The sequence below is a fragment of the Robiginitalea sediminis genome, from assembly GCF_002198115.1.
Taxonomy (GTDB): domain Bacteria; phylum Bacteroidota; class Bacteroidia; order Flavobacteriales; family Flavobacteriaceae; genus Robiginitalea; species Robiginitalea sediminis.
Genome location: NZ_NGNR01000002.1, coordinates 385,362 through 398,689, shown reverse-complemented (window position 1 = coordinate 398,689; position 13,328 = coordinate 385,362). Strand labels below are relative to the sequence as shown.

Genomic DNA, 13,328 nt, shown 5'->3' with positions numbered 1-13,328 from the left:
TCGTACCTTGAAGCAAAAAGCTCTAGGTATGAATACTACGGATCGCAGACAATGGCTTAAAACCATGGCCCTGGGCGGTGGCCTTACTTTAATGGGCGGTATCCCGGCCATGGCCCGTATGGCCCCAACCCCTGCCCCGACCTGGGCAGGACCTGCAAAACTCAATGCCAACGAAAACCCCTTCGGCCCTTCAGAAGCGGTCCGAAAAGCGGTGGCCGACAACATGGACGCTGGCTGCCGGTATCCCTTTGCCTATTCGCGAGCCCTTGTCCGCGCCATTGCCGCCAAGGAGGAGGTCCCCGAATCCTGTGTCGTCCTCACCGGCGGTTCCACAGAAGGCCTTAAAGCCACAGGCCTGGTCTATGGCATTGATGGGGGCGAGATCATCGCCGCAGACCCCACCTTCCAGGCACTGCTAACCTATGCAGAGTATTTCGGGGCCTATGTCCACCGGGTTCCTCTCGATAACGCCCTGGGGCACGACCTTGAAGCCATGCACCGACGGGTTACATCCCGCACCCGTTTGATCTTTATCTGCAACCCGAATAACCCTTCCGGGACCCTGCTGAACCCCGGGGTTCTTAAGGACTTTATCTCGGCTACCGAAAAACAGGCGGTCATTTTTAGCGATGAAGCCTACTACGACTTTATCACCGAGCCGGATTACCCCTCCATGGTTTCCTTCGTAAAAGCCGGGCATAACGTTATTGTATCCAAGACCTTCTCTAAGGTCTATGGCCTGGCCGGGTTCCGGATCGGGTACCTGATTGCGCGGCCGGATATTGCCCGGCGCCTAAGGGATTCGCTAATGGCCAACACCAACACCCTGGCACTTATTGCAGCCGAAGCTGCCTTAAAGGACGATGCGTTTTACCAGTACAGCCTGGTACAGAACGAAAAAGCTAAGGCCCATATTTATGCCGCTCTGGACAACCTTGGATTGCCCTATATTCGCTCCCACACCAATTTCGTATTCTTCAAAAGCGGGATGGAAATCTCGGACCTGATCGGAAAAATGACAGCCAAAGGGGTGCAGATTGGCCGGCCCTTCCCGCCTCTAACCGATTGGGCCAGGATCAGCACCGGCACCATGGAGGACATGAAAGCATTCACCCAGGCCCTCCAATCTATAATGGCTTGATAGGAGTAGCACCTACCCCATCCAACCTTCACGGTCCAGGCTGCGGTACTGGATTGCTTCGGCGATATGGGCCTCTCCCATGACGCTGGCCTGCTCCAGGTCTGCAATGGTACGGGCAACCTTGAGAATCCGGTCGTAGGCCCGGGCCGAGAGTTGCAGGCGCTCCATGGCAGCCCCCAAAAGGGTGGCCGCTCCCTTGGCAGGAGTACAGTATTTACGGATTTGCCGGACCTCCATCTGGGCGTTGCAATGGGTGCCAGTGCCGGCAAACCGACGGTGCTGTATCTGCCTTGCAGCGGTAACACGCTCCCGGATAACACGGCTGGATTCCCCTTTTCGCGCCTCGGATAGTTTCTCATACGGGACAGGGCTGACTTCCATATGAATGTCGATACGATCCAATAAGGGCCCGGAAACCCGGCTCAGGTACCGGCGGATATCAGTCGGGGTATTGGTATGGGCACTGTCGCCGGCAAAATAGCCGCCCGGGCTGGGGTTCATACTGGCCACCAGCATGAAATGGCTGGGATACGTCACGGTAAACCGGGAACGGGAAATAGTCACCTGCCCCTCCTCAAGGGGCTGGCGCATGACTTCCAGGACATGGCGCTTGAATTCAGGGAGCTCATCCAAAAAGAGCACCCCGTTGTGGGCCAGGGAAATCTCCCCCGGCTGGGGGTAGCTCCCGCCGCCTACCAGGGCCACATCGGAAATGGTATGGTGCGGACACCGAAAGGGTCGGTTACGGATGAGACCCCCCTGCAGGCCTGACCCTGTAATACTGTGGATCTTGGTGGTTTCCAGGGCCTCGTCCAGGGTCATAGGCGGCAGAATTCCGGCCAGGCGCTTGGCCAGCATCGTCTTGCCCGAACCCGGCGGGCCAATCAGGACCACATTGTGCCCGCCGGCCGCAGCTATTTCCATACACCGTTTTACGGTTTCCTGCCCGCGTACGTCGTTAAAATCTCCCCCTGCCGGGGCAGAAAGTCCGGACGCTTCACCGAAGGGTACGGGCCTGCAAGGTTCCAGGGCTACAGCGCCTTTAAAAAACCCGATTACTTCGGTAAGAGAGGCTACCCCAAATACCTCAAGACCTTCCACTACAGCCGCCTCCCCGGCATTGGAGGCCGGCAAAACCACCCCACGGAACCCTTCCTGGCGCGCCTTTAATGCTATGGGCAGGGCGCCTTTAATTGGGTGAAGCCGGCCATCCAGGGCCAACTCCCCCATGACGAGGTATTCCTCCTGCCGGTCCGAACGGATTTGCCCGGAGGCCAATAAGATTCCCAGGGCAATGCTGAGGTCATAGGCCGCACCTTCTTTCCGGAGGTCCGCCGGAGCCATGTTGATCGTGACTTTTTTGCCCGGGATCCGGTACCCATTGTGGAGCAGTGCTGCTGCAATGCGGTAGTTGCTCTCGCGAATCGCGTTATCCGGCAGGCCCACCAGGTGGTACCCGATGCCGGAATCGATATTCACTTCAATTGTAACGGTTATGGCTTCGATACCGATAAGGGCACTGCCGAAGACTTTGGCCAGCATATTTGCTTTTTGGGCCAAAGTACGCCGGCAGGATGCAAGAGGCCTTCAGGTTACTGCGGAGAGAACAGGAGCAGGTGAGCAGCGGTTTCTTTTATTTCCGCGGGGTTGAGCATCATCTTGCGGAATTCCCCCTTCATATACATCTCGGCCTGGTCGTCGTAATAGGGGCTCAACGGGTTGCCGGACTGCCCTGTGGGGAGGATACTCACGCTGTTCTCGATATCCGAGAAATCTACGATCCGGCGGGTGGAGGGGCCGGAGGTTACCGGATAGATTCCGGTGGAATCGTACTGGAAGGCCAGGTTGTTGATCACCTCCCGGGAGGCCGGTGCGGGAAACGGGCCAACATTGAAAAAGGATCGCAAGGCTTTCACCTGGCCAATGGGGTGGCCGTGTTCCAGGGTATGCACCTTGCCCCATTCCCAGTTATCGCTGTCTTCGCCAAAGTCACTGGCAATAGAGGCGCGGGCCTTCTTGAAAGCGGTATTGACCACATGGGCCATTGTCTCTGCAGTATCAGGGGTATTTGTATTGTCCCACCAAACAGAAGCAGGCCGTTCGGCCATCCGGGCAATCAGGCGTTTATGCAGGTGGGTGGCCAATAAGGCATGGAACCCATCGGTTCCCAACTCGTCCCGGAAAGCCCCTTCAAGAATATAGTATATCCACCGGTGGTAAATCAACCCTTCCTGCCCGTCCAGGGGGTAACTCCCGTCCCAGGCGTTGATGGCATCCATACAGGGGATTTCCTTATCCGTGAGCAGACCCACCTCCACGTGGCGGGACAGGGCCCGTACGACCTCCGCATTTACGGGAGATACCCCATCGGTAATCATGGATTGGGTCGCCTCCCGGTCCCAATCGGAGCGGGACTCCAACAGCGCTGTAATGCGCCGGGCACGGTTCTCCGGGAGGTAGTATCCCGGGATATAGCCGGCAGCGGTACTATCCGGTTGGTTGTTGGCGGAATACACATAGCCCCAGGGCGGGTTAACCGCCCTGGGATTGGACTCAAACCCCAGGATTTCGGCGAATTCTTCCCCGGCAGAAGCCCCGTCCAGGAAGACCTTGGTAGACAGCGTGTCCGGTATCCGGTACAATCTGGCGGCGGCCCACCAGGCCACATTACCCCTGGCATCGCCATACATTACGTTGAGACCCGGAGCGTGGATTTTCGTTACGGCTGCCTCAAACCCATCAATATCGGCAGCCGCGCTTATCCCGTACAAGGCTTGCAGGACCTGATTTTCCCCATTCAGGTAGGTCCAGTACATGCTCACCGGAGGGGAACCTTCAAGTGGCTTCAGGACCGGGTTCAGGACCGGACCCTTTTCCGTAGTGCGGTAGGTAAAGGCCACCGAATCGGCGCCCTTTACGGCAATGGTCGCTGTGTGCGACTGAAAGGAGTGCCACCCATCGGGCCTGCGGTATCGGGTGGTGTCCTGTGGGTCCAGGGTTTCCCGGTAAAAGTCGATGTCGTCATTTTCGAACATGGTAAGCCCGTAGGCCAGGTTCCGGTCATGTCCCAGGAGCGGAAAGGGGATCCCGGCAAGGTGGTAGCCGTATTTCTCATAATCCGGGGTGCGGATATGGGCTTCGTACCAGACCGAAGGTTGGGCAAAACCGATATGGGGGTCGTTGGCGAGGATCACCTGCCCCCCTTTGGTTTTGGATGGGCCAATAACCCAGGAATTGCTCCCTTCCAGCATAGGAACCGGGAGTGGCCCCAGGATTTCCGTAAGCGCGGCAGCCACCTGGCCGATGGCCCTGGTGGTATCCCTGCCATCGTGATTTCGGATGACCTCCGTAGCCCCGGGAGGCTCGTCGAGGAGTTCTTGCAAATATTGGGCGGGCAACCTCTGGCGCAGCTCTTCCAGGAAGGGGTCTGTTTTATGTGCCATGGCAAAGCTAAAGGCCATATAGCCAATAGCGTTGTACACATCCCTAAGTTCGAAGGGGGTTTTCTCAAGTCCTGTCAGGTAATATTCCGGAGGTGTGGGGCCCGAAGCCACAAAGGCATTGATCCCGTCCAGATAGGCCTGGGTGAGCTGGTATTCCGGGGCATCCGGGTCCACTTTTTCGAGCAAGGCTCCAGTAGCCCGGTCAATCCCCAGGCTGAGGAAAAAGCGGTCGGTATTCAGGAAGTCCGGACCGAACACCTCGGATATACGGCCCGGGGCAATGCGCCGAAGCAGGTCCATCTGCCACAGGCGGTCCTGGGCATGTACATACCCCAGAGCGCGAAACGCGTCGGCCTTGTTCCCGGCAAAGATGTGAGGTACCCCGTAGGTATCGTAATACACCGAGACACTGTCTTGCAGTCCGCCCAATACGCGAGAACCGTCGTAATCGGGTCGCAGACTACGCACAAAAAAGAAGGCAGCCACTACTAACAGCAACAGGGCCGCGAGCAAAACCCGCAGGAATAGTTTAAATTTCTTCAAAGGATGTTGGTTGTTGTGGTATTAAAGATAGCCCTTTGGTGGGGAATACCACAACACTTCCCGGAATTTGGTTAAGGCCTGGATCAGGGAGCTGCCGGGGCATCTTCCTCCAGCTGCTTTAAAGCGGCAGCAAGCCACTCCTGGTAGGTAGCCGCATCGGAGTTCTGTATGGCGGGCCCCAGGACCTCCAACCCCGGCGAGAGGGCTACGTAATAGGGCTGGGAAACCGACCCGAAGTTAACCGTCTGGAAGGTAGACCACAGGTCTCCCACGGTTCGGATGCGCTTGGTTCGACCGCTGTTGAAGCGGAAGGTAAACTGCTGCGCCTCAGGCAGGGGCTCCCTGTCGTCCACGTAGAGAGAAACCAAAATATACCGGTCCCGGATAAGGGTAAAAACACCGGGTTGGCTCCATACTTTTTCTTCCATTTTACGGCAGTTTACGCAGGCCCACCCGGTAAAGTCCAGGAGGATGGGCTTCCCCGTCTGCCTGGCCTGTTCCAGGCCTGTATCGAAATCCTTGTAGCATTCCAGGCCCAGGGGGCAATCTGTATCCAGCTCAGCCAGGCTGTAGAAGTCGGGTGGCGGGAAACCGCTCAGCAACTTCAACGGCGCCCGGCTCACCAGGCCATAGCCCAGATAGGCGGCAAAGGCAATACTGAGTAAACTGCCCCCCAGGCGCCACAGGTTAATGCGCGGGGTGCCCGACTGCTTGCGGAAGTGGAACCAACCCAGCAGGTAGAAGGCCAGAACCAGGGCCAGTACGATCCAGATCCCCAGGAAAACTTCCCTTTTCAGGATACCCCAATGGCCCACCAGGTCTGCGTTGGACAGGAATTTCAGGGCCAGCCCCAGTTCCAGGAACCCCAGGGTTACCTTTACGGTTTCCATCCAGCTGCCGGAAGAGGGAAGCTTCTGCAGCCAGGCCGGGAACAGGGCAAAGAGCGTAAACGGCAGGGCCAGGGCTACCCCGAAACCTACCATTCCCGCAGTAAGCTTGGCTGCCACATCCCCTTCCGAGAGTGCCGTACTCCCCAACAGGCCACCCAGGATAGGTCCTGTACAGGAAAAAGAAACAATGGCCAGGGTGAGGGCCATAAAGAAGACCCCTACTCCCCCGCCAATCCGCTCCGAAGCCGCATCGGCACGCGTAGCCCAGGAAGACGGCAGGGTGAGTTCATAGTAACCGAAAAAGGAAAAGGCAAATACCAGGAAAACCACAAAGAAAAACAGGTTCAGCCAGATATTGGTCGCTATGGTATTCAGGATTTGCGAATCCACACTGTCGAAAAAGTGGAACGGTAGACTAAGCAGGAAGTAAATCAGCACAATGCTTACCCCGTACCACACCGCCCTGCGTATCCCGGAGCCCCGTGTGCCGGATTGCTTGGTGAAAAAGGAAACCGTGAGGGGAATCAAGGGGAAAACACATGGAGTCAGCAGGGCTATGAGGCCTCCGACAAACCCCAGGGCAAAAATCATCCAGAGCCCACTCCCGTCACCGGACTGAGAAAGGCCTTCCCCGGCATACAACCGTCCAGGGTGTTTAAGGTCCAGCTTTAAATCCTGCCCCATTTGGGCAGACCGGGAATCGACAACCACGGGTTCCTGCTCGATGGGCTCCCCATTTATAGCAAAGACAAACTCATGATCCCCCGGGATGCAAACCTCCTCACAGATCTGGTAGAAAATGCGCACCACCACGCGGTCCAGATCCGGGTCCAGCACCGTGATTTCCTGCCGGAAGGCGCCGTTTTCTTTATAGAAGGTCTCCTCTACCCCGAAGATATCGTTATAGGCCGTATAGGTCTGTCCTTCCTGGACCGGTCCGTTACGCCTGTACCCCTCCCCTTCGGCCACGAATTCGAATTCCGCGGGCATGGCCCCACCCGGGTTGGAATACTGGGTATACAGGTGCCATCCCTCCTCAATCTCTGCCTGCATGACCAGAACCAGGGTGGTATCATTCACCCGCTCCACAGACTGGCTCCATGCTACAGGGTCCTCCATTTCGGGGGGCGGGACAAGTTGGGCTGAAAGTCCGGAAACCAATAGGGTCAGGCAAATCAGGAGTAGGTTATAGGATCTTCCCATGTGATTTTAAGTATTTCACTGGTTTGGTCGGTAACGCGGAACCGCGCATCGGCCCGCAGGCCGAGAATCCAGACGATGTCGGGGCCGCTGCAAAGCAACCAGGCCGATTCGCGTTGGCGGCGGTCCAGGTGGCTGTCCCTGAAAAATTTGGCAACTTTCTTCCGGCCCTGCATCCCCAGGGGGTAAAAATAATCCCCTTTTTTCCATTTCCGAAGGGTCAGTCCCTGCTTTAACGTTTCCTTGTCGGTATATAGTATGGCCGGGGAGGTCTCCCCCATCCGGCTAACCGTTTCCATACGAAGGTGAATCGGCAACCCCTCGGGATGCAACCCGTCCCCCACCGGGTATTCAGTTGCAGATTCTTCGCGAAGGGGCAAGACCAGCAAGGCTTCGGGGGTCTTTAACAAGCGGTGACTGGCGGAAAACACCGCCTTTCCGCTTGGGCCTGTAACCAATCGGGAAATGGCCGCCCAGTCCCGGAAACCATACTCCTGCAAAAGGGCGTGCAGATAAGCTTCAAGGGGGTTCAGGGCAAGTAGTTTATCAAGGGAGATGCGGATTCCGTCCGCGGAATGGTCCAGAAGGGAGGCGCGAACCCGGGCCATGTGGTTGGCCAGCATCTCCCGGTTACCGCGCAGGAATTCGAGGGATTTGGAAAACTGAGACAGGAAATCCGGGTCGGCTTGCTTCAGGCCGGGGACAGCCAGGTGGCGAAACCGGTTGCGCAGGTAGTCCAGGCCTGCATTGGAACGGTCCTCCCGCCAGCGAATGGCGTGATCCTTTGCATAGGCTTCCAAAGCCTCCCTGGAGAAGGGCAATAAGGGGCGAAGGATTGGGCCATTGCGCCTCGGGATCCCGCAGAGCCCTTCCAGACCCGTTACCCGGCTCAGGTTGATCAGGAAAGTCTCAAGGTCGTCGTCTGCATGGTGGGCTGTAACCAGGTATGCTCCCTTTCCTTCATCCAGTAATTCGTGAAACCACCGGTAGCGCAGGGCGCGGGCCGACTCCTGAATAGAAGCTTTATATTTTGATGCGTATTCCTCTGTATTAAAGGTTTTTAAAAAGCATTTTATTCCCAGTTCATTAGCCAGTTCGGATACGAAGTTGGCATCCTGGTCACTATCCGTGCCCCTGAGGGAGAAATTGCAATGCGCCAGATCAAAAGACAATCCCAGACTGTGGCAGAGATGCGCCAGCACCACACTGTCCAGGCCGCCACTGCAAGCCAGTAGGAAGTGTGCTTCCAGGAGTTCGGGGAATTGGGTTTCCAAATGGGATGTAAACCGACTGCGCATAAGGCAAAGGTAGCGCCTTTTTTTACGGCGCGTGTACTGGGGCATCCCCCGCACATCGTTCGGCTAAATATCCGGAGACCGCCTTAAAAACGGCATTTCGCCCGGCATCGTGATGGAGTTCGTGATAGCCACCCGGGATTACTACCAGGTGGGTCGCATCGGACTGGCGGTGTAAAATCCGGCTCCCCTCGGGGTCAATGATGGGGTCTGCCGTCCCGTGCAGCAAGAGGGTGGGCACTTCGAGTTTCGAAGCATTTTCCAGGGCCCATTCCCCAGCTTCGATTACGGGGAAGGAATAGTTGGGGCTCACCCGGTCGTGGACGAGGGGGTCCTTCCTGTAGGCAGCCACTTCTTCGGCCAGGGTCGAAATGCCGCCGGGATCCAGGCCCGAGGGGAGGGTCAGGCCGGGAGCCACCTTCAAAAGGCATTTCCCCAACCGCCATTTCCACGCCGGGGGTCTGAAGGCCAGGCGGAGATACGGGCTGCTGGCAATGACGCCGTCAGGGTTTACCCGTTCGCGCAAAACCAGGTTCAGTGCCAGGTTGCCCCCCATACTGTGTCCATAGAGCACCAATGGAAGGGCCGGATACTGTTTTTTAGCTTCCCGGAATGCCTCAACCCCCTGATCGAGGAGCTGGTCATAGCCCCGGCAATAGCCGCGTTTGCCGGCAGTCTGCCCATGGCCTACCCAATCGAAGGCCAGTACTGCCCAACCCGATTCATGCAGCACAGGGAGTACCGAATTCCGGTACCTCCCACTGTGTTCGCCAAACCCGTGAAGGAGCAAAACAACGCCTTTGGGCGCCTCGGGGCGGTACCACCAGGCTGCGGTCTCTACTCCTGCCCAGAAAGCCCGGAATGGTTCTACAGAGGCTCTAGACATCAGGGAAGGGATTGGAGGAAGGTTTCAATGGCTTCGCGGTGACTGGCCCTAAGATCCGGGTCTGTAATTCCATCTGCCCTTGAAAAATTTGCACCGAAGGACGGCAGCGAAAAACCGGCAGCTACCGTTCCCCCAAATCTGGGGATCATACCCTGCACCACTTCGAAGGAGGAAGCCGCACCCCGCTTTCCCGGGGAGGCAGACATGAGCAGTACCGGGGTGCCCTCCAGGAAGGAGCGGCCCAGCCGGGAGAGCCAGTCCAGGAGGTTCTTGGTATAGGCCGAAGGATTGCCATTGTGCTCGTTGACAGAGAAAACCAGCCCGTCGCAGGCCTGCAGGCGTTGGTACAAGTCCTCAACTTCTACCGGAAACCCCTCCTGCTTCTCCCGGTCCTCGCTGTACATGGGGATGGGAACCTGGGAGAGGTCCATAACCCGGACCTCATGCCCGGGCAACTGTCTTGCCGTGTAACGGACCAGTTGCAGGTTGATGGAAGTGGTGGAATTGCTTCCGGCCATTGCCAGTATTAATGCCATGGTGCTGTTTTTTGTGCTAAAATACAGGGAATTAGGCGCGGAGGAGTCCTTTTTTGGCTAATTTTGCCGCTTTAAAGATCCAAAGCGCCCTTTTTCAAGTATATAGGGTAGTACTGCAACCATGGTAGAACAAAGCAAGCGGTTATATTTTATCGATGCCATGCGGGCCTGGGCCATCCTGATGATGCTGCAGGGGCACTTTATAGATGGGTTGCTGGATCCGGTTTTCCGGGACCCGGAGAACCTGGCTTTTAACACCTGGAAGTATTTCCGGGGGATTACGGCCCCTGTTTTCTTTACCGTATCCGGGTTTATTTTCACCTTCCTGCTGGTCAGGGCCCCGAGACAGGGGTGGGACAACCCCAGGATCCGCAAAGGGGTTCGCCGGGGGTTGCAGCTTATCGGGATAGGCTATCTGCTCCGCACCAACCTCTTTGGTCTGCTGGATGGGGTCCTCTACCCATCCTTCTATCTGGTAGACGTGTTGCACTGCATCGGGGTTGCGCTGTTGACTGTGATCGGACTATATCTTGTGGCCAGCAAAGGTCCTCGCCAACTCTTCCCGGCCCTGCTTCTAGGGTTGGGCCTGGTGTTGTTTCTTTTCGAACCTGTATACAAAGCCTGGGATTACAGCTGGATGCCCGCCATGGCGGCTAACTACTTTACCAAAGCAAACGGCTCGGTATTCACCATCATTCCCTGGGTGGGTTATGCGACTATCGGTGGGTTTCTGGCCCTGGTATTCCGCAGGTACAGGGAGGACCGGATGTTATATCTCAAAAGTATTGCGGCCTGCCTGCTGGCCGGGGCCGGGCTTATCTGGTATTCCTCGGCTTTCTTCCACTGGGCCGGGCAGCAGACCGGATGGGAACTCTTCCCGATGATAGTCTCCAACAATTACCTGTTTATCCGCCTGGGGGATGTGATGCTGGTCTTTGCGGTCTTTATGATTCTCAGGTCCCTGATGAAACAGCCGCTCTTCCTGAGTATCGGCCAGAACACCCTGAGCATCTATGTCATCCACTTTATACTGCTTTACGGGAGCTTTACCGGCATGGGGCTATACCGCTTCCTGCACCACAGCCTTACCCCTTGGGCAGCTATTGCAGGTGCCCTTGCCTTTATGCTGGCCTGTACGTGGGCAGCCCTGGCCTATGACCGGCACGAGGCCCGTATCCTGGAAGGTATCCGGGAGCTACGCGGCTTGGCAGGTAAAGGGATTGAATCTTCCTTACGGATAGCCTTCAGAGCGCTGCGCGTACAATGGGGGCGCCTTTCGCGCTTTTTGGGACTGGCGTCCCGTTCCTAACCGTTTACCGTCTCAACTGTGCAGCGCCCGGTTGTCGGTTGCAGCAAGCGCTGCCTCCTTAACCGCTTCTGCGTAGGTCGGGTGTGCGTGGCTCATCCGGGCGATATCCTCCGCAGAAGCCCGGTACTCCATAGCGGTAACAGCCTCGGCAATAAGGTCGGCCACCCGGGCCCCCACCATGTGCACTCCAAGCACCTCGTCGGTTTTCTTGTCGGCCAGGATTTTCACAAACCCATCGGTATCCATACTGGCGCGGGAACGCCCCAGGGCGCGCATGGGGAACTGACCGGATTTATATTCGATACCGGCCTCCTGTAGTTCTTCTTCTGTTTTCCCGACCGCGGCAACCTCGGGCCAGGTGTATACCACCCCGGGGATGAGGTTGTAGTCTATATGGGGCTTTTGCCCGGCCAGGATTTCGGCAACCATAACCCCTTCCTCCTCGGCCTTGTGGGCCAGCATGGCCCCGCGGACCACATCGCCAATAGCGTAGATGTTGGATGCGGTGGTTTGCAGGTGGTCATTCACCTTTACGCGCCCCCGCTCGTCCAGCTCCACCCCGGCAGCTGCTGTATTCAGGCCTTCGGTATAGGGTTTACGGCCAACGGAAACCAGGCAGTAGTCGCCTTCGAGGACTACTTCCTCCCCTTTCTTGTCGTCGGCTTTCACGGTAACAGTTTTGCCTTTGGCTTCCACGGCAGTCACTTTGTGGGAGAGGTAAAACTTCATCCCCTGCTTCTTGAGCACCTTGGTGAGTTCGCGGGAAAGCGCCTTGTCCATCCCCGGGATGATCCGGTCCATATACTCCACAACGCTCACCGATGCGCCCAGGCGGCTGTACACCTGCCCCAGCTCCAGGCCTATGACCCCACCCCCGATTACGACGAGGTGTTTGGGGACCTCAGTCAGCTCCAGGGCCTCCGTGGAGGTGATCACGCGTTTCTTGTCGATCTGGATAAAAGGCAGGGAGGCCGGTTTGGACCCCGTTGCGATGATGGCATACCGGGTCTCGATCTCCGTCTTATCCTTGCCTTCCACCACGATATGGGTGGCGTCCTTAAACCGTCCCAGCCCGTGGTAGACATCTACCTTGTTCTTGTCCATCAGAAAGTCGATGCCCTTGGTGGTTTGCTCCACCACCGAAGCTTTCCGGGCAATCATCTGCTTCAGGTTCACCTTCACATCGCCCGGGATGTCAATCCCATGTTCCTTGAAATGGTTTACCGCATCGTGGTAGTGGTGGCTGGAATCCAGAAGCGCCTTGGATGGGATGCAGCCCACATTCAGGCAGGTACCCCCCAGGGTATCGTATTTTTCGATTAGGGCGGTTTTCATTCCCAATTGGGCGCAACGGATGGCGGCTACATAGCCCCCGGGTCCGGAACCGATTACGGCAACATCGTAGGATTTCATCTGGAACAGGTTTCCTTTAAGGGTTCTTGATTCTGATTTCTAAGCAGGGTCAAAAATACGAATGTTTTTCCTTCCGCCGCACGGAGAGGCCGGCTTAAAGCGGCAATTCCGTGGTCTGTTTCACCTGGCTTATCACAAAGGAGCTCTGGGTGCTCCCAATATGCTTGATGGCGGTTAGTTTCCCCACCATAAACTCCCGGTACGCATCCATATCCGCCACGCAAATCTCCAGGATATAGTCATAGGCCCCGCCAATATGGTAGCAGCTCACGACCTCCTCCAGGCCGGCTACCTCCCGCTCAAAGGCCTGCACCTGTTCCCGAATATGCTGGTCCAGGCGAATCTGGCAAAATACCTTGAGCCCCCGCTCTACCTTCACGGGGTCCAGAAGGGCTACATGGCGGGCGATGACCCCGGATTGCTCCAGCTTCCTGATGCGTTCGTAAACGGCTGTGGGCGAAAGCCCAATCTTTACGGACAGCGCCTTGGTGGTTTGTCTGGTGTCGCGCTGCAACTCCCGCAGCAGGGCTTTGTCGATAGGGTCCAGTTGCATGGCTGAAGATTTATCGGTGTATACAGGCAAATAAACTCAAAAATAGTCATTTTCTCTATATTTAAAATAAATAATAGTGATATTTTCTATCTTTATCTTATTTGATTGATTTTTATACC

10 protein-coding genes are annotated in these 13,328 nt (G+C 56.7%); 2 read left to right on the top strand and 8 right to left on the bottom strand.

The window, feature by feature from the left end:
- Positions 1-28 precede the first annotated feature (28 nt).
- Positions 29-1,141 carry a pyridoxal phosphate-dependent aminotransferase gene (locus CA832_RS07990; protein WP_198944458.1) on the top strand — a complete coding sequence of 371 codons (1,113 nt, stop codon included), beginning with the start codon at positions 29-31 and terminating at the stop codon, positions 1,139-1,141.
- A gap of 12 nt (positions 1,142-1,153) precedes the next feature.
- Here CA832_RS07990 and CA832_RS07985 read toward each other — a convergent pair whose 3' ends face one another.
- The 6 genes from CA832_RS07985 to CA832_RS07960 all read right to left on the bottom strand — a co-directional run bounded on the left by CA832_RS07985 (position 1,154) and on the right by CA832_RS07960 (position 9,934).
- A complete protein-coding gene (locus CA832_RS07985; protein ID WP_088341054.1) occupies positions 1,154-2,683 on the bottom strand; it encodes a YifB family Mg chelatase-like AAA ATPase in 1,530 nt (509 codons plus the stop codon).
- Positions 2,684-2,733: 50 nt separating this feature from the next.
- Positions 2,734-5,127, bottom strand: coding sequence for a penicillin acylase family protein (locus CA832_RS07980; RefSeq protein WP_088341053.1), 2,394 nt, complete (start codon positions 5,125-5,127; stop codon positions 2,734-2,736).
- Positions 5,128-5,210: 83 nt separating this feature from the next.
- Complete coding sequence (locus CA832_RS07975; RefSeq protein WP_233131768.1) at positions 5,211-7,220, bottom strand: protein-disulfide reductase DsbD family protein; 2,010 nt, start codon at positions 7,218-7,220, stop codon at positions 5,211-5,213.
- Positions 7,193-8,491, bottom strand: coding sequence for a tRNA lysidine(34) synthetase TilS (gene tilS, locus CA832_RS07970; protein WP_158211904.1), 1,299 nt, complete (start codon positions 8,489-8,491; stop codon positions 7,193-7,195). Before tilS ends, CA832_RS07975 begins: the two co-directional genes overlap by 28 nt.
- Positions 8,492-8,537: 46 nt before the next feature.
- On the bottom strand, positions 8,538-9,398 hold the full coding sequence (locus CA832_RS07965) for an alpha/beta hydrolase (RefSeq protein ID WP_088341050.1): 861 nt from the start codon (positions 9,396-9,398) through the stop codon (positions 8,538-8,540).
- On the bottom strand, positions 9,398-9,934 hold the full coding sequence (locus CA832_RS07960; protein ID WP_088341049.1) for an NADPH-dependent FMN reductase: 537 nt from the start codon (positions 9,932-9,934) through the stop codon (positions 9,398-9,400). Before CA832_RS07960 ends, CA832_RS07965 begins: the two co-directional genes overlap by 1 nt.
- A 121-nt stretch (positions 9,935-10,055) precedes the next feature.
- On the opposite strand from CA832_RS07960, the gene CA832_RS07955 reads away from it, so the two are divergent.
- The gene (locus CA832_RS07955) at positions 10,056-11,243 is read left to right on the top strand and encodes an acyltransferase family protein (protein WP_088341048.1); all 1,188 of its coding nucleotides are present in this window, start codon (positions 10,056-10,058) and stop codon (positions 11,241-11,243) included.
- Between the two features lie 12 nt (positions 11,244-11,255).
- Here the strand turns inward: CA832_RS07955 and lpdA are convergent, their stop codons facing one another.
- A complete protein-coding gene (gene lpdA / locus CA832_RS07950; RefSeq protein WP_088341047.1) occupies positions 11,256-12,656 on the bottom strand; it encodes a dihydrolipoyl dehydrogenase in 1,401 nt (466 codons plus the stop codon).
- Positions 12,657-12,750: 94 nt separating this feature from the next.
- Positions 12,751-13,209: an Lrp/AsnC family transcriptional regulator gene (locus CA832_RS07945; RefSeq protein ID WP_088341046.1), complete on the bottom strand. Its 459-nt coding sequence runs from the start codon at positions 13,207-13,209 to the stop codon at positions 12,751-12,753.
- Positions 13,210-13,328: the final 119 nt, after the last annotated feature.

Coding starts and splice junctions, on each gene's coding strand:
- CA832_RS07990 (WP_198944458.1), top strand. CDS start 29: ATGAATACTACGGATCGCAGACAATGGCTTAAAACCATGGCCCTGGGC.
- CA832_RS07985 (WP_088341054.1), bottom strand. CDS start 2,683: ATGCTGGCCAAAGTCTTCGGCAGTGCCCTTATCGGTATCGAAGCCATA.
- CA832_RS07975 (WP_233131768.1), bottom strand. CDS start 7,220: ATGGGAAGATCCTATAACCTACTCCTGATTTGCCTGACCCTATTGGTT.
- CA832_RS07965 (WP_088341050.1), bottom strand. CDS start 9,398: ATGTCTAGAGCCTCTGTAGAACCATTCCGGGCTTTCTGGGCAGGAGTA.
- CA832_RS07960 (WP_088341049.1), bottom strand. CDS start 9,934: ATGGCATTAATACTGGCAATGGCCGGAAGCAATTCCACCACTTCCATC.
- CA832_RS07955 (WP_088341048.1), top strand. CDS start 10,056: ATGGTAGAACAAAGCAAGCGGTTATATTTTATCGATGCCATGCGGGCC.
- lpdA (WP_088341047.1), bottom strand. CDS start 12,656: ATGAAATCCTACGATGTTGCCGTAATCGGTTCCGGACCCGGGGGCTAT.
- CA832_RS07945 (WP_088341046.1), bottom strand. CDS start 13,209: ATGCAACTGGACCCTATCGACAAAGCCCTGCTGCGGGAGTTGCAGCGC.